We start from the raw sequence: 20028 nt of genomic DNA, 5'->3' as shown, positions 1-20028 counted from the left end.
CTCATGCACCCGAATGTCTGGCTTCGCTACCACCTGCTCCAGCAGTTGCACCAGATGACCTCGAATTTGCTCTATACTTTCCCGTTCAAAGGCCAGCGCATTATACCCAAAGCTCATATGGATGGTGTTCCCCGGCAGTACCACCAGGTTAAAGTCATAGTTGGTCTGCTCGACAGACTCGGCTCCGGTGATGCTGAAGCTGGACTCATCACTGTTGCCTAATTGCTCCAATTGTTCCTCTACCGGATAGTTCTCAAAAATAAGAATATGATTGATCAAATCCTGCTTAAGCTCCGATAGCCCCTGAATTTCATACAACGGGTACGTATCATAGGTATGGGAAGCAATGGATTGCTCTTGGGTTTGCTTCATCACGTCTGAGAATAAGCTGTCCACTTGACTGCGGATGCGTACAGGAATGGTATTGATAAACAGACCAATGATGTGCTCCACATTCGGAATGTCTGCCGGACGTCCAGATACCACGCTGCCAAACACCACATCATCTGTACCATTATATTTTTGCAGCAACAGGCCCCAAACGGTCTGCATCAACGTATTGATCGTTACCTGATAACGCTTGGCTACGCGCTGAATGCCAGCCGTTAGATCCGCGCCCAAGTCAAAATCCAGACGCTCCGCCTGATATTCCGTTTTGCCTTGAATTTTAGCCTGCGGCAGGCGGGACTGTTCCTCATATCCTTCCAGAACCTTGCTCCAGTAACCTGATGCAGCCTGACGATCCTGCTGTTCCAGCCATTCGATATATTGACTGTACGGCGTTACAGGGGCCAGTTCAGGCTGCTTATGAGCCAGTATCGCAAAATAACTCGCAAACACTTCGCCTGTCACCAGCGACAAGCACCAGCCGTCCATCACGATATGATGGAAACTCCATACAAAACGGTACGCATCCTCACCTGTGCGCAAAACAGCCACACGCATCAAAGCATCTTGCGCCAGATCAAAGCCTCTTTGCTTGTCTTTACACGTATATTCGAGGATGTACTCGTTTTGCCGCTCTTGCTCCATATCCCGCAAATCCTCTACATACAGTTCGCTGCGCTTATTCCGGTACACAACCTGCAGCGGTTCATCTTTCCAGCCACTGTAAAAGTTCGTGCGCAGTACCGTATGCCGCTGCACCAATACATCCAAACTTGCCGCAAATGCAGCGATATTAAAATGTCCTCGCAGATCAAAGGAGGCCTGTTCAAAATATGCTCCCGATTGCGAATCCATCAGATTGTAAAAGAGCATGCCCTTTTGCATCGGCGTCAGCGCGTATACATTTTCCAGCTCACCGGTATGTGCCGCCTGTTCCGCAATTTGTTCCAGTTCTCTAGTCGTCAGACCTTTGAAGGACACATCACTCGGCGTCAGCTCTGGCTGTTCCTGAGCGACACAGTGCGTAATCACCTCTTGCAAAGCGGATTGCAGCAGGCTCGCCACACGTTCCAGCGTTTCTTGGCGATACTGCTTACGGCTGTAAGCGATCGTCAAGCGCAGCGTGCCTTCCGAGATCATCGCGTTCAAATCCAGCGTATATTGCAGCGGTGAATGGGCATCCTCTGTCTCCCCTGCGCTATAGGATGACCATGTGACTCCACTGTTTTGCACATCCTGATCGACCTGTCCCAAGTAGTTAAAGCTGATTTCCGGTTCTGCTCCAATCGCCTGCGCTTCACCTGATGCAGACGCAGGAGATAAGTAGCGCCATGTGCCATAGGTCAGCCCTTTATGTGGAATGCGGCGCAGACCTTCCTTCGTTTCTTTAATCCGCTGGGCCAGCGTCAGGTTGACATCTGTGTCCAGCAGCACCGGATACAAGCTCGTAAACCAGCCTACTGTACGTGTAATATCCACCTCTGGCAGGATTGCTTCCCGGCCATGTCCCTCCAGATTCACCAGCACCTGTCCGGCGCCTGTCCAGTTGTGCATCGCCAATCCTAACGCGGTCAATAGCAAATCATTGACCTCGGTGTTATAAGCGCGATGGGCCTGCTTTAGCAGTTGCTCCGTTTCAGCCTCGGTCCACTCCACCGTCAGCACTTCGCTGTCTGCATTCAAGGAACCCTCGTAGGCGAAATCCTTAGGCAGCGGTGCCGCTTTCGCTTTGGCCTGTTCCAGCTGCTGCCAGTAGGCTTCATCCGATGCAGCCTCTGGACGGTTGGCGTAAGACGACAACTCCTGTGCCCATGTTTGGAAGGAATCCGTTTTAAAGGGCAATCGTACAGGCTCGCCCTTGATCGACTGCTCGTAACCTGTCGAGAAATCTTCAAACAGAATTCGCCACGATACCCCGTCCACCACCAAATGGTGAATGGCTATGAGCAAATGATCGCCCTCGGCTGTGCGGAACAATCCCAGCTTGACCAGAGGCCCTTCGGACAGGTGGATGCTGCTTTGAATTTCATTTGCCTTCGCTTCCAGCGCTTCCGCATAGGTTTCCTGTTTACGGTAATCCATCGTTTCCAGCGTATACAACGCGCCTTCATCTACACCGCGTGTCCAAGCCATATAACCAGAGGAATCCTGATGGAAAACCGTACGAAGCGCATCATGATGCTTCACGATGTGATCCATCACCTGACGAACCGCTATCTCATTAAAGCCCTCGGCACGATAGAGCATGACCGCCTGATTAAAGTGCTGCGGACGTTCGCGCTCCTGCGCAAAAAACCAATGCTGGATCGGAAGCAAAGCGGTTTCCCCACTTACTTCTCCTTGATCTGCCATACGACTGACCTCATGCATATGCGGTGCCAGTGCTGCAACCGTTGGATACTGGAACAAATCCTTCATGTCCAGCTTATAGCCAGCCTGGAACGCACGGGATGCGATTTGGATCGCCTTGATCGAATCGCCGCCCAGATCGAAGAAATTGTCCAAAATACCGACAGTCTGCAGTCCCAGTACCGACTGCCAGACCGCTACTAGAGCGCGTTCTTGAGCAGTACGCGGCTCTGCATAATCCGTTCCGGTTTGTAGGCTGCCTTCCGGTGCTGGTAGGGCCTTGCGGTCAATTTTGCCATTAGGACTCAGTGGCATCTGCTCCAGCTGTACAAAGTACGATGGCACCATGTAGCTTGGCAGTTCTCGGCCTAGTTCACTTCTCAGCTCGCTGGCACCCATTTCTTGCCCGGCGACATAGTACGCCACCATTTGTTTTTGGCCCGTTTCGTCTGCACGAGCCACGACGACCGCTTCTCGTACCGATTCCACTTGGAGCAGCTGCGATTCGACCTCGCCCAGCTCAATCCGGTACCCCCGGATTTTCACTTGATGGTCGATCCGGCCCAAATATTCAATGTTCCCGTCCGGCATCCATCTCGCCAAATCGCCTGTGCGGTACATCCGTTCATAGCCTGCTTCCCCGCCAGCAAACGGATCGGTTACGAATTTCTCGGCCGTCAGCTCTGGACGGTTCAGATAGCCTCGGGCTACGCCGACACCGCTGATGCACAGTTCTCCTGCAACCCCGATCGGCTGCAATTGCTCCGTGCCTTCCTTCACGATGTACAGACGAATATTCTGAATCGGTTTTCCGATTGGAATAACTCCATATTCCTCATCCGGTTCACAATCAAAGTACGATACGTCCACCGTCGCTTCGGTTGGACCGTACAGGTTGATCAGCTTCGCTCCGGCCAGGCTCGACACAAGCCGCTGGAACCGGGCCACATGCTGTGGCGGCAACGCTTCGCCGCTGGCAAATACGTGGCGCAGCGTGCCCAGCTTCGCTTGCATCACTTCCCGTGGCTGCTGCTCCACGTACTCCAGGAACGCATGCAGCATGGCGGGAACAAAGTGCATCGTGCTCACGCCATCGCGGGCAATCGTGTCAACGATGTCTTCCGGGTTCTTTTCCCCGCCAACGGACAGCAGACTCACCTTCGAGCCAACCAGCGACCACCAGAACAGCTCCCACACCGATACGTCGAACGTGAATGCGGTCTTTTGCAGGATTGTGTCTTCTGCACTCAAGCCGTATCGATCATGCATCCACAAAATCCGGTTCAACACGGAATGGTGCTCCACCATCACGCCCTTCGGTTTTCCCGTGGAGCCGGAGGTATAGATGACATAGGCTACATGGTGCGGGCCAGCCAGTGGCTCCAGATTCGAACCGTCTTTGTGGTAAATGTCTTGGCCATCCTGCTCATGACGATCCAACACCAGCACCTGGCCGTTGAAACTCAGCGATGCTTGCTCGGCCAGATGCGACTGCGTCAGCACCAGCTTCGCTCCCGAGTCCTCCAGCATAAAGCGGATGCGATCCGCCGGATATTCTGGATCGATGGGTACGTAGGCTCCGCCTGCTTTGAGGATCGCATAAATGCCTACGATCATGTCCAGCGAACGCTGAACCAAAATGCCCACGGGCTGATCCGGTTGGACGCCTTCTGCACGCAAAGTACGTCCGAGACGGTTGGCACGCTCATTCAGCTCAGCGTAGGTCAACGATTCCGCTCCGCACAATACTGCCACCTGATCCGGTGTTTTCGCTGCCTGCTGCTCGAACAGTGCACTTAGCGTTTGATCCTGCGGATAGGCTGCCGCCGTATCCCCCCAGACCTGAACGAGCTGTGCCTGTTCTTCCGGTGTTACCAATTCCAGCTCATTCACTCGGATATTCGGATTGTCCACAATTTGTCCGATGACATGGTCGATATGGCCCTGGATACGCTGCATGGCAGACCGGCTATACACGAGAGCATTGTATTCAAGCAGGATAGAGATATCCTCATCAGGCACGACAATCAGGTTAAAATCGTAGTTGGTTTGCTCGGCAAGTGCCACATTGGCAATCGAGAAGCCTGTTTGTGCCTTTGTCTCGCCGGAACCGCCCATCTGCTTCATCTGTTGCCCGATCGGGTAGTTTTCAAAGACCATAATGTGATGAATCAGGTCTTGTTTTTGTTCAGTCAGTGCCTGAATATCGTACAACGGGAACGTGTCATACATACTGGAGGCCAAAGCCTGTTCCTGCGTACGCTGCAATATTTCAGCAAATGTAGCATTCCATTCACTTTGAATCCGCACCGGTATGGTATTGATAAACAGTCCGATCATGTTCTCCACACCCGGAAGGTCTGCCGGACGACCAGATACCACACCACCAAACACAACATCCTGATTATTATTGTATTGCTGTAAAATAACGCCCCACACACTTTGCAGCAATGTGTTAATCGTGACGTGCTGCTGCTTGGCCATTTGGTTTAATGCGGCACTCTGCTCCTTGCCCAACCTAAATGGCAGCTTTTCCAAAACATAGCCGGCATTTGAACTTTCACCACTTCTGTCCGGTTCTTTATCCCGTGCGACGACAGAAGCTTGCGCGTTCTCACCAGGCAACAAGGTTCGCTGCTCAAAGCCTGCCAAATAGTCACTCCAATAACGGGTCGCTTCCTGTGCATCCTGATGTTCCAACCATTCGATATAGTCACTATACGGCTTGACAGGTGCGAGGTCTGGCTGCTTGTGCTCCAGCAGGGCCAAATACGCCCCAAACACTTCGTCCGTCATCAGGGACAGGCACCATCCGTCCATCACAATATGATGGAAGCTCCATACAAAACGATATGAGCTATCCCCTGTGCGGAAGACGGATACTCGCATAAGCGCATCCTTGCTTAGATCAAAGCCTCGAGCTTTATCCTGGGCCACAAATTCAGCTACAGCGTGTTCACGCCCTCTGACATCCTCATAACGGAAGCTCGGATTTTTATGACGATAGACGATCTGCAACGGTTGACCATACCAGCCGCTGTAGAAATTCGTCCGTAATATAGCATGCCGGCTAACCAGCAGCTTCAAGCTTTCCTCGAATAGGGATGGCTCAAAGTACCCCTCCAGATCAAAGGTCGCCTGTTCAAAATACACGCCTGTTTCTGCATTCATCAAACTATGGAACAGCATCCCCTTTTGCATAGGGGTCAAGGGGTACACATTTTCCAATTCCCCAACCGTCTTGGTCTGCTCCTTAATCGTATCTAATTGCTCCATTGTCAGACCTTTTAGCAATACATCACTTGGAGTCAATTCGGTCCGCTCCCGTGTGACACAATGCTCGATCATTTCAAGCAGATTGGATTTCAGCAGATTGGCTAGCATTTGGACGGTGTCCTTACGGAAGGCTTTGCCGTTATACCGAATGTCCAGTTCCAGGATGCCGTTCGTTACGATTCCGCTCACATCGAGCGCATATTTCATCTTCGTCCGGTCACTAGCGATCGATCCAATTGAGTAAGGAGACCTACGCATAGCGCTGTTGTGCAAGTCCTGATCCAGCTGTCCGAGATAGTTAAAGCTTACTTGTGGCTCGGCAAAAGCTTGATATTGACCTAGGCTCAGCACACCTGTTTGCTGACCAACGGCTTGACCGGTTTCACTCAAATATCTCCAGATTCCGTAGCCCATTCCTTTATTCGGAATAAGGCGCAGGCTCTCTTTGACCTGTTTGATGCGTTCTGACAAAGCGGGATCACAACCAACGTCCAGCAATACCGGATATGGACTCGTAAACCAGCCTACCGTACGAGAAAGGTCCGTATCCGGCAAAATGTTTTCACGTCCGTGTTCCTCTAAACTAATCAGGCTGCGTTCATGACCCGTCCACGTGTACAGCATCATGCCCAGTGCCGTCAGAAGCAGATCGTTCACTTCCGTGTTATATGCGCGGTGTGCTTGCTTCAATAATTTTGATGTCTCTTCCTCCGTAAGCTGGACGACCACTGTATCGGTGTCAGCCAAGGTAAAGGGCTCAGCCTGCGCTTGATCCTCAGGTAAACGTACTTGGTCAGACAAAGCGGCTGCGTTCCATTGCTCCCAATAGGCGTGTTCACTGTCCATAGCTGTGCTATTCGCATAGGTGGAAAGTTTTTGTGACCAGGAACGGAAGGAATCCGTTTTGTCCGGCAGCTGAAGCACTTCCTGATGAACGGCCTGTTCATAGGCAGTAGCCAAATCCTCAAACAAGATACGCCAGGATACCCCGTCCACGACCAAATGGTGAATCGCCATCAGGAGATGGTCCCCATCTGCACAGTGGAACAAACCCGCCTTTAACAGCGGTCCTTCTTGCAGTTGGATACTGCTTTGAATTTTATTGGCTTTCGCTTCAATTGCCGCGCTGAGTATGGCTTTATCCGTCAAATCCCTAAAGTCCAGCACGTCCAGATGATACAGCTCGCCTTCCTGTATTCCGCGGTTCCATGCTTTATAGCCTTGCTCGGTTTTGCTGAACACCATCCGCAGTGCATCATGGTGCTCTGCTAGTTTGCCAAGTGCCTGACGCAGCGCAGCTTCGTCAAAGCCCTGCTCCCGGTGCAGCATAACGGCCTGATTAAAGTGATGCGCATCCACTTGCCCCTGCGCAAAGAACTCATGCTGGATCGGAAGCAACGCCGTTTCTCCGCTCACTTCTCCCTGATCTGCCATACGACTGACCTCGTGCATATGCGGTGCCAGGGTTGCGACGATGGGATAGCGGAACAAATCCTTCATGTCCAGCTTGTAGCCTGCCTGGAACGCACGCGACACGATTTGAATCGCCTTGATCGAATCGCCGCCCAGGTCAAAGAAATTGTCTAAAATACCAACGGTTGGCACGCCCAGGACGGACTGCCAGATCGCTACGAGTGCTCGTTCTGTTACAGTACGTGGCGCTGCATAATCCGCTCCGCTTTGCAAACCGCCTTCCGGTGCTGGCAGGGACTTGCGGTCGATTTTACCGTTCGGTGTCAGCGGCATTTGCTCCAACTGAATGAAATACGACGGCATCATATAGCTTGGCAGCTCTTGTCCCAGCTCCTGTCTCAGCTCACCCGCTCCAAGCTCTTGACTCGCCACGTAGTACGCCACGAGCTGTGTTTGGCTCGTTTCGTCCGTGCGTGCCATGATGACCGCTTCTTGTACCGACTTCACCTGCAGCAGATGCGATTCGATCTCGCCCAGTTCGATCCGGTAACCCCGGATTTTCACCTGATGGTCCATCCGACCCAAATATTCAATGTTGCCGTCCGGCATCCATCTTGCCAAATCGCCTGTACGATACATCCGTTCATGGTCTGACCTGTCATCAGCAAACGGATTACTCACAAATTTCTCGGCCGTCAGTTCTTCACGTTTCCAATACCCACGGGCCAATCCTTCCCCTGCAATACATAACTCACCCGGTACGCCGACGGGCTGCAATTCCCCATTCGCATTCATGATATAGATTTGGGTATTCGCAATAGGACGTCCAATATTAATGTGCTCCGCATGGGTCAGTTCCTGCACGGTCGACCACACCGTCGTTTCTGTAGGTCCGTACATGTTATAAATGCGAGGACCGTTTATTTCTTGCAGTGCTGCGAGCAGCTTGGACGGGAGGGCTTCGCCCCCGACCATAATGGCCTTCACGCTTTGCAGTGTGCGGGAACCTGCTTCATGACCTAGCAGCATTTGTAACCGGGATGGGGTCATTTGCAACATCTCAATCGAATGTTGAGTAATCAATTCACCCAGCGCCTGCGGATTCACCTGATGCTGGCTGTCGCCAAGCACCACCGTCATTCCACCCAACAGGGGCAAGATGGTTTCCAAGACGAAAATATCGAATGAAATAGTCGTCAGTGACAAAATGGTTTGGCTCGCTTCAAAGTCAATGACTTCGCGCATTCCGGTAATAAAGTTGAGGACCGAGCGATGCTGGAGCATAACTCCTTTCGGATTCCCAGTCGAACCCGACGTATAGATGACATAAGCCAAATGCTCTGGGCGGGCAATCGTCTCCAGGTTGCCACTCTCTCCCTGATACAAGGCTACATCCTCAAGAAATAGGGTATTGGCATGGCAATGATGCTCTTCTGCTAGCTCACGACGGGTTAGAAGCACTGCGGCCTCGCTGTCTTCCAGCATGTATGCAATACGAGAGGACGGAAATTCGGGATCAATCGGCACATAAGCACCACCTGCTTTGAGAACGGCTAGAAGGCCTACGATCATTTCCACTGAGCGCTGTACCATCAGACCGACCAGCTTGTCAGGTCCTACTCCTTGTGCTTGAAGCATTCGGGCCAATGAATTCGCCCGTTCATTCAGTTCCCGATAAGTCAGACGCTGATGTCCAAACACCAATGCCACCTGATCCGGCGTATATTCTACCTGCTCCTCAAACCGCTGATGGATCGTCTGATGAGACGGAAAAGCACAAGCGGTGTCATTAAATGCCGCTGTAATCTGCTGCTTTTCCGCCGCTGTGAGTAGTTCCAGCTCTTCAACACGAACATGCGGATTGAGCGAAATTTGCTCCAGTAGGCGTGCAAAATGCCCATACAGACGCTCAATACCTGCTTGATCAAAGCTGAGCGTGTTATACATAAAACGAATCTTGATGCCTTCACCTGGCATCACGACGACGTTCAGATCATAGTTGGTTTCCTCTGTAGACACCACGTTCGAAATCGTAAATTTATCCTGTCCATCACTGCCCAACTGCTCTACCTGCTGCTCCACCGGATAATTTTCAAATATCATAATATGGTTAATTAAATCCTGTTTCTGCTCGGTCAGTGCTTGAATTTCATACAGCGGGAACGCATCGTAGGCATTGGAAGCCAGCGCCTGCCGTTGTGTTCGTTTCATCAGCTCAACAAAGGTTTCAGCTTGTTCAGACTGCACGCGCACTGGAATCGTGTTAATGAATAGCCCAATCATGTGCTCCACACCTGGAATATCCCCTGGGCGACCGGACACAACGCTGCCGAACACAACATCCGAACTATTATTATATTTTTGCAACAAGACGCCCCATACCGTCTGAATCAGCGTATTGATCGTCACCTGATTTTGCTTCGCCACCCGTTCGATCTGGGCAACCAGCTCTGGCTGGAATTCGCAATCCAGATCTTCAGCAACATATTCCCCGGTGTGCATCGATTTAGGCTGTATTTTTTGCTGCGGGAGCGTAATTTGCTGCTCATAATCTTTCAGATATCTGCTCCAGTACTGCAGGGCCGCCTCACGGTCCTGACGTTCCAGCCATTCAATAAATCGACTGAACGGCGTAACAGGCTCCAGTACTGGCTTATGACCCGCGCGCAGTGCCAGATAGCTGCCGAATACCTCCTGTGTCATAAAGGACAAGCACCAGCCATCCATCAAAATATGATGGAAGCTCCAGATAAAGTGATATGTTTCATCCCCGGTTTGCAGGATCGAAATACGAATGAGTGCATCCTCTGCGAGATTGAATCCTTTCGCTTTATCGGCAAGGGTAAAAGCCTCAACACGCGCTGCTCGTTCTTCTTTTTCCAGTCCGCGCAGGTCTTCATAGTACAACTCTCCGCTGCGATTGCGGAAAACGACCTGTACAGGCTCATCCTTCCAGGAGTTGATAAAGTTCGTCCGCAATGCCTCATGACGCTGTACGAGCAGATCAAAGCTTTTGCTGAAAGTAACCACATCAAACCGTCCATTCAATTCAAAGGTGGCCTGCTCAAAATAAGCTGCCGAACTCTCATCCATTAGACTGAAGAAGAGCATACCTTTTTGCATCGGCGTCAAAGCATACACATTTTCTAGTTCACCCATATCTTGTGTATCTTTCACCAATTGCTCCAGCTCGTCCAGCGTTACATGTTTTAATAAGACATCACTTGGGGTCAACACCATTCTCTTTTGGGCTACACAATGATGAATGACTTCACGCAAGCCGGATGCTAGCAGCTCTCCCAGCCGTGCAATCGTTTCATGACGGAACTGCGTTGTGCCGTAGCGAATCGTGAAAATCAGCTCCCCATCCTCGATTAATCCATTGATATCTAGTGCAAAATCCATAGCCGCGTTCGTGCTAACAGGCACACCAATGGAATAGGGGGAAGGCTGTAGATCATTGCCTTTATAGTCCTGATCGAATTGGCCCAGATAGTTAAAACTGATCTCAGGCTGCGCCTTTAACTGTACGCCTACTTTCTCCAGCACATTCATATCCGACAGGTAGCGTAAAATACCATAACCGATGCCTTTTTGTGGAATATGACGCAGCCCTTCCTTAATCCGTTTGATCAGACGAGCCGTATTTCCCCCTTGTCCCAGACTTCCATCCAGTACAACCGGGAATTGGCTCGTAAACCAGCCGACCGTGCGCGTAATATCCACGTCGGGTACAACGGCTTCCCGTCCGTGGCCTTCCAGGTTAACCAGCACCCGTTCGGAACCGGACCATTCATACACGGCTTTGCCGAGCGCAGCCAGCAACAGGTCATTCATTTCCGTGTTGTATGCGCGATGAGCTTGTTTGAGCAACTGCTCAGTTTCCTGCTTCGTCCAGCGCACAGTCACAACCTCACTGTCTCCGAGCCGTGCATTGTCATTGGCAAAATCCTTCGGCAAAGGCTTCGCGAGGCTGGCTTCTGCTTGTTCGATATGCTGCCAGTAAGCAAGCTCACGCTCCATCGTCGCACGATTCGCATAGGCTGACAGCTGTTTGGCCCATACCTGGAAAGAATCTGTTTTATGCGGCAGTCGAATAGCTGTGCCTGTTTGACCTGCAACAGCCTGCTCATAACCGGATGCCAAATCCTCCAGCAAAATACGCCACGAAACACCGTCCACAACCAAATGATGAATGACGATTAGCAAATGGTCGCCCTCAGCGCAATGGAACAGACCAAGCTTCACAATCGGACCCTCGCTCAAATGAATGCCGGCTTGAATTTCACTCGCCTTGGCTTCTACAGCGGCAGATTCGTCCTCAATTCCTCTAAAATCTACAATGTCCAGCGTGTATAGCTCGCCTTCCTCCACACTGCGGTTCCAAGCGACATAATCCTGCTCCGTCTCACGGAATACCGTGCGCAATGCGTCATGATGCTGGACAATACGTTCCATCGTACGGCGCAACGCGTCGACGTCAAAGCGCCCAGCTCGATACAGCATCATCGCCTGGTTGCTGTGGTGCAGGTCAGCCGGCTGCTGCTCGAAGAACCACCGCTGAATGGGTGTCAGTTCCACCTGGCCTACGACTTCTTCCTGACTGGCCATCTTGCCATCTGTACGAAGTAAAGGACTGAGTAACGCTACCGTCGGATTGCTGAACAAATCCTTCATGTCCAGTCGATAACCTGCTTGCAGCAATCGGGAGGATACTTGCAGCGCTTTGATCGAATCGCCACCCAGTTCAAAGAAGTTATCCTGCGTGCCTACCGCTTCCACGCCGAGTACTCCGGCCCATACCGCAGCCAGTACCTGCTCCACCGTGGTACGTGGTGCCACATAGGCTGCACCGGTATGGATGCTTCCTTCCGGTTCCGGCAAGGCCTTGCGGTCGATTTTGCCGTTGCTCGTCAGTGGCATGGTCTCCAGACGCATCAAGCGTGCAGGTACCATATGTGCTGGCAGTCCTGCTTCCAGCTCGGCCTGTACTTCCTCAATCCGCAGCTCGGCTTCTCCCGTGATATATCCGCACAAGTACTTGTGTCCACGCTCATCCGTCCGGTCGATGACTACCGCTTGACGCACACCCGGCGCCCGCTGGATCGCCGTTTCAATCTCGCCTAGCTCGATCCGGTAGCCCCGGATTTTCACTTGATAGTCCATCCGGCCGATAAAGTCCACATTGCCGTCCGGCATCCACCGCGCCAAGTCACCTGTGCGGTACAATCGTTCACCCGGTACGTACGGGTTTGCCACGAACTTCTCGGCCGTCAGGTCCGCACGATTCAGGTAGCCTCGTGCCACCCCGGCACCGCCAATGCACAGCTCGCCCAGCACGCCGATCGGCACCGGATTCAACTGGCTGTCCAAGATGTAAAACCGTGCGTTCAGCCACGCCTGACCAATCGGTACATTGCCGCTACTTGGCAGCTTCGACAGTTCTTCGTCGTAGAAGCTGGAGTCGATCGCCGCTTCCGTGACGCCGTAGCTGTTCATAATACGAACATCCGCGCCAAACCGTTCTTGCAGCACCCGATAATCCGTCACGCTGCAGCTGTCCGAGCTGGTGATCAGCAGTTCCAGACTGCTCATGTCCAGTCCGTGTTCATGCACATGCTGCATGAACGGTACGATTAAAGCCGGTGTGGATTCGAACACCGTAATCTGATAGTCGTGAATCCAGCCGTACAGACGGCTTGGGTCAATCCGGTCGTCTTTCGGGCAGATGACCATCGTGCCACCGTTATAGAACGCCCGCGCAATATCCCCGACGAATACGTCGAAGGAGAAACTTGCCAGCTGCAACAGCCGTACCGGGAACTGGTTCAGACGGTAATCCCGGCGGTAGGCCGCGGCTGTGTTTACCAAACTGTGATGCTCGATCATGACCCCTTTCGGGCGTCCCGTTGTACCGGACGTATAGATCACATACGCCAGATCCTGCGGCTCATTGATAGGTTCCACATCCGTGGCATCCCCGATGTACAGCGACTCATCGTCCAGCGCCAGTACGGTGTGCAGACGCAAGTTCGCTGCGGGTTCGGATGCTGCTTCGCTATCAGATGACGAATCTGATTTCAAGCTTAATCCCTCATTAAGGCTGTCTCTTTCCATCGTTTCAATGCTAACCGCCGTTTCCAGCTCGCCCTCAGCCTTTCCTTCGGCCAAAGCCCATCGGCTTTCCTCCAGCCATGCTTGGGCACGCTCCTGCAAACCTGTTTGCGTCAGCAGCACTGTCGCGCCGCTGTCCTCCAGCATAAAGCGGATACGTTCGGACGGATAATCCGCATCTAACGGTACATATGCCCCGCCGGCTTTCCATACTGCCAATACGCCGACCAGCATGTCCACCGAGCGCTCGCTCAAAATACCAACAATGGATTCGCGCCCAATGCCTTCATTCCGCAATCTACGAGCAAGTTGGTTCCCACGCTCGTTCAGCTCGCGGTATGTAAGCTGCCGCTCCTCGTATACAACTGCCACGTGATCCGGCGCAAGCTGCGCTTGTTCTTCTACATAGGCGTGGAACAACCCTTCTGATTGCTTTTCATCACTCCATGCAGATACGCCTACTGATCCAAAACCGTCGATGATTTTCGCTTTTTCCGAAACAGTCACTAGCTCCAGCTCATCTACCAGCGCATCTGGTCTGTTAATCGCTTCTTCAATCATATGCAGCAAATGCTCGCGGATTTGCTCTACAGCTGTACGTTCCAATACTCGCGCGTTGTACTCCAAATGGACATGAATTTCATCCCCCGGCACAACCGTAATGTTGAAATCATAGTTCGTTTGCTCTGACATTGAAGCATTGGCAATCGTAAAACCATTCGTACCACGGCTACCCATGTGCTCCATGCGCTGTTCCACTGGGTAGTTTTCAAACACCATAATATGGTTCACCAGGTCTTGTTTTTGCTCTGTCAGGGCCTGAATTTCATATAACGGATAGGTTTCATAGGCACGGGAAGCCAGTGCCTGCTCCTGTATCTGCTTCATTAACGCAGCAAACGTCATATCTTTCTCACTGTGAATCCGTACAGGAACCGTGTTAATGAACAAACCAATCATTTTATCGATGCCCGGAATATCCGCTGATCTGCCGGATACGACACTGCCAAATACAACATCCCGACTGTTGTTATACCGTTGCAGCACAACGCCCCACGCTGCTTGCAGAAGTGTATTGACCGTCACTTGCTTTTGCTTAACCAGCTTGTTCATCCGTTCCGTCACTTCGCAGTCCAGTGTAAACGAAAGCTTGTCCGCTTCATATTCTTTAGCGTGACCGTCCAGCTGTTTTACCTGCGGCAATACCGTCTGCTGCTCAAAGCCAGCAAAATAATCACTCCAGAACCGTTCAGCCTCCGCGTTGTCCTGCCGCTCCAGCCATTCAATATATTCGCTGTATGGCGTTACCGGGACAAGCTCCGGCTTGCGGTCTTCGAGGATGGCAAAGTACGTATTAAATGCTTCCCCCACAACTAGGAACAAGCACCAGCCGTCCATCAAAATATGGTGGAAGCTCCACACAAAACGGTACGACTCCTCGCCTGTACGCAAAACAGACACCCGCATCAGCTCGCCAGAGCTGAAATTAAAGCCCTCGGCTTTGTCACGCTCAGCAAAATCAGCAATGTATGCGTCCTGCTCTCCTTGTCCCATTGAGCGCACATCTTCAAAACGGAACCCGGCATGTTTATGACGGTACACCACCTGTAAAGGCTGCTCATTCCAGCCGCTATAAAAATTCGTTCTGAATATTTGATGGCGATCCACCAGTTGATTTAAGCTTTCGGCAAAAGCCTCCACTTGAAAGCTGCCTTGCAGATCAAATGTCGCCTGCTCAAAGTACGCCCCGGATTTCGGCTCCATTAAACCGTGGAACAGGATGCCTTTTTGCATGGGTGTGAGCGAATAAATATTTTGTAGTTCTCCCGCAGTAGCCGTCTGCTCTGCAATATGATCCAGCTCTCCAGCCGTCAGTCCTTGGAAGGACAAGTCGCTTGGCGTCAGCTCTGGCAACTCTTTTTCCACACAGTGAGCCAATACCTCACGCAAGCTCTCCTGAAGCAGATCAGCCAGCTTTTTGATTGACTTTTTCATGAACGTTTTGTTGCTGTAGCTGATCGTCAGTTCCAGTGCACCGTCCGTGATCATGCCGTTGATATCCAGAGCATACCGCTTGGTTAACGTGTCACTAATGGAAGCTCCGATGGAATAAGGAGACATGCGAAAGGCATTATGTTTCAAATCCTGATCGAATTGTCCGAGATAGTTAAAGCTGATTTCCGGCTCGGCGACAAAAGCGGCTTCCCCTTCCCCGTCAGCAAGATATCTCAAAATCCCGTATCCAATTCCTTTATGCGGCAAACGGCGCAGTCCTTCCTTGACGTTCTTGACACGCCGTCCCACATTCTGTTCCTCGCCCATATCGAGTACAACCGGGAATTGGCTGGTAAACCAACCGACCGTACGCGTAATATCCATATCCGGCAAAATGGCTTCCCGTCCGTGACCCTCCAGATTTACAAGCACCTGACGGATGCCTGCCCACTCCTGAATTGCGGTGCCCAGAGCTGTCAGCAATAGGTCGTTCGCTTCCGTATTGTAGGCACGATGGGCTTGTTTCAAGAATTGTTCCGTTTCTTCTACCGTCCACGCTACTGTCAGTGTCCTATCATCGCGAAGCTGTGGCTTGGCCTGAGATTTACGAGTGTAATCTTTAGGCAAGGATGCCTGACTCTTCCCTGCTTGCTCAATCTGCTGCCAATACGCACGCTCACTCTTCAACGCTGTGTTGTTCGCATAAGCGGACAGCTGGTCAGCCCAAAGGCGGAAGGAATCTGTCTTATTAGGCAAACGGACAGACTCGCCCCGTAAAGCCTGCTCATAACCGGATGCCAAATCCTCCAGCAAAATACGCCAAGACACGCCGTCGACTACAAAATGGTGGATCGCTACCAACAAATGGTCTCCATCCGGGCAACGGAACAGACCCAGTTTCACCAAAGGGCCTTCATCTAGACGGATACTGCTTTGAATTTCGCTGGCTTTGCTCTCCAGCAAATGAGCAAAGTCAGACTCATTTGTAAAATCAACCACTTCCAGGCTGTACAGTTCTCCTTCTTGCACGCCACGGTTCCATGCTTCATACCCACCGTCCGCATTTTGGCGGAATACGATGCGCAAAGCATCATGGTGCTCTACAATGCGTTGCAGTGCCTGATGAAGCGCCGTTTCGTCCAAACGATCCTCACGGTGCAGCATCAGAGCCTGATTATAGTGCTCAGGCTTTGATGGCTGCTGCTCAATGAACCAGTGTTGAATCGGTGTCAATACCACGTTTCCACTGACTTCTCCTTGATCGGAAACGCGGGTCACCCGCTGCACCCGTCCATTCAGCTCAGCAATCGTCGGATACTGGAACAGCTCTCTCATTTCCAGCTTGTAACCATTTTGCAGCAGTCTTGAAGACACCTGGATGGCCTTAATCGAGTCGCCCCCCAGATGGAAAAAGTTATCCAGCACACCAATATGCTCGATACCAAGTACAGATTGCCACACGGACACTAGCGTCCGTTCTACCTCATTCCGTGCCGCTACGTAATCCTCACCGGAATCCACGCTTCCCTCCGGTTGCGGCAACGCCCGACGATCCACTTTGCCATTTGGTGTCAACGGCAATTGCTCCAGCTGCACAAAATATGACGGTACCATGTAACCGGGCAATTCTTGGCTCAAGGCGCTTCGCAGCTCACTAGCCGCGATATCCGCAAGGGTGACTACATATGCACAGAGCTGCTTTTGCCCCTGCTCATCCTCACGTGCAATGACGACGGCTTCTTGCACCGCTTCCAGCTTCAACAGCTGCGCTTCCACCTCACCCAGCTCGATCCGGTAGCCCCGAATTTTCACCTGTGCGTCAATCCGTCCCTTGTATTCCAGCGTCCCGTCCTCATTCCAGCGCACCAAATCGCCTGTGCGGTAGCAGCGCTCTCCGCTGCGGAACGGACTATCTACGAACTTTTCAGCCGTCAAATCCGGACGGTTCCGGTAGCCACGTGCCACCCCGTCGCCGCCGACGATCAACTCCCCCCATGCCCCAACAGGCTGAAGCTGCATGGAACGATCTACGACATACGCTGTGGAGTTGTGGATCGGACGCCCAATCGGCACCGCTTCCAATTGCACGCTGGCAATCGCATGAGTTGTAGAAAAAGTTGTATTTTCTGTCGGCCCATAGCCGTTAATGATCCGCAGGGACGGATGAGCCTCCAGCACCCGGTTAATGTGCGGTACGGACAGCACATCACCACCGACCAGCAGTTCTTGTACCCCCTCGAACAGCTCCAAGTCCTGCTGAGATAGCTGGTTAAAGAGCGGTGCAGTCAGCCACATTGTCGTGATACCATGGTTGCGCACGGCTTCCTTGAGCTTTGGAGCGTCCAAAATGACATCCTGACTTACCAGCACGAGCTGTCCACCATTTAGTAGCGCACCCCAAATTTCGAAGGTGGACGCGTCAAAGACAACAGCGCCAGTTTGCAAAATGCGTGTATCAGCATCTAATTGCGCATAGTTTGTACTTTTCACCAAACGCACAACATTGCGATGTTCTACCATAACCCCTTTGGGCTGTCCGGTTGTGCCCGAAGTGTACATCAAATAAGCTAGTCGGTTTCCAAAATTACGTTCTTGTTCTCCAGCAGTGCTGTCTACGACAGACGAGGATGATTCCTTTAAAATCACATTTTTCAGATTTATATAATCGGTATAATCCGCATGATAAGCCTCGTTTTGCTCCCAATGTACGGTATTCAAGCCTTGGTCATCCTCTGCCCCGTACACCTTAGCATCGCTCAGATCCAGTACGATTCCGGTGTATTCCTCCGGTTGCTGTTCTGCACGCTGCACCAGCAGCAACTTCGCCCCCGAATCTTCCAACAGGTAACGTACACGTTCAGCCGGATAATCAGGATCAATCGGTACATATGCGCCGCCCGCTTTGAGAATCGCCAACATGCCGACGATCATATCCGTGGAACGCTCAGCAACGATACCTACAGTTTGCTCGGCGGTAATACCGTGTCCGCGCAACGTGTGAGCCAGTCGATTTGCTTTTACATTCAGTTCGCCATAAGTTAAACGGGCATTTCCGAACACAACTGCTGTCTGATTCGGTGTACGTTCAGCCTGTTCCTCAAACAACTCATGAATGCCTGCTTCGTGTGGATATTCCACCGCTGTAGCATTGAATACGTCGACGATTTGCGCCCGTTCTTCCTCACTGATCAGCGACAATTCCTGTATCCGCTTGTGTGGGCCCTGCACCATATGCTCGGCCACACTCAAAAATTGTCGAATAATTCGAGCAATTTCCTGTTCACTAAACAGTTCGGTACGATAATCTAGGTACAGCACGAGTCTATCATCATCCAGCATTTCAACCATGTGAATATCGAAGTCGTTCACCGTATCTCCGCAGAAATCGTTATCTACCTGCTGAATGGCTTCATCAAACCGGGAGAAACTCAAGGTACGGTACTGAATGGAAGCACCAAACAGACGCTGAATGTCCAGGCTGCTTTGCTGTTCACGTAAATCCTGAATAATTTTGTTGTACGGGTAACGCTGATGCCGCAAAATGGATGCCTGCTCCTTCCCTACACCTTGCAGGAAGGTCAACAGTTCGGATTCTGGTTCGACTAACAGACGCGTAGCCACAGTGCTGACGAACATACCGATGGTATCTTTTTCCTTCTTAGACGTACGGTTGGCATAAAGTGTCCCCACGGTTAAGTCCTGCTCCCCCGTCACTTTATGCAAATAAATATACAGAGCCGCCAGGAAGAACGTGAAAATACTAATTTTATGTTCCTCGCAAAAAGCCGTAACACCACGATACAACTCATGTTCCAGTATAAAGCTCTCCCGGCGTGCAGCTGTGCTCAGTGTCAGCGGGTTATATGATTTCAAACCTGTAGTCTCTGGCAAATCAGCAAACTTTTCCGTCCAGTACGTTTTGTCCTTTTGATAACGGTCTGATTGCTCATAGCTTTGCTCTACCTGGATAAAATCCAGATAGGGATTGCCCTTGGTCGGCGTATCTTGACCTGTACCATGCACAATATCCATATAATGTCCGGTGATTTCATTAATGGCCTGATTCATGGACACGCCGTCTGAGATAATATGATGCATTTTAAAATTAAACCAGGTTTCTTCTGCTCCGAGCTGCAAGATAACAAATCGATACAGCTGCGAATCCAACAATGAGAACGGCTGTGGATTATGGCGCTTTAACCATTCCTTTGCTTCTTCCGGGGTAACTTGGAGCGTTTCTATACTTTCCGCCGTAAACGGCTCTACATATTGATACGGAATCCCATCCTGAGCAGTAATTTTGATACGAAAAGAATCATTTTGGGCAATTACCCGGTTCATTGCTTGTTGCAAGGCATCTATACGAACAGTTCCCCTGATTTTTACTGTTGCAATAATTGTTGATGTGTTCCGATTAGGATACAGAAGCTCCGTATACCAAATCCGTTGCTGTGGCTGGCTTAGCGAAAACAATTGAACATTTTGCTGTGTCAT

General features: G+C 51.4%; 1 protein-coding gene (cut by a window edge). It reads right to left on the bottom strand.

Translation table 11 applies throughout. The features are described 5' to 3' along the window. Positions 1–20028, bottom strand: the beginning of a protein-coding gene (locus tag ACWGXJ_RS11600) for a non-ribosomal peptide synthase/polyketide synthase (protein ID WP_452566775.1). Its footprint begins 22371 nt before the window's first position; 20028 of the gene's 42399 nt are visible here — the first part of the coding sequence; it begins with the start codon at positions 20026–20028; its stop codon lies off the left edge, out of view.

The organism is Paenibacillus sp. S33 (assembly GCF_053615415.1).
This window is presented reverse-complemented; position numbering and strand designations above follow the sequence as displayed.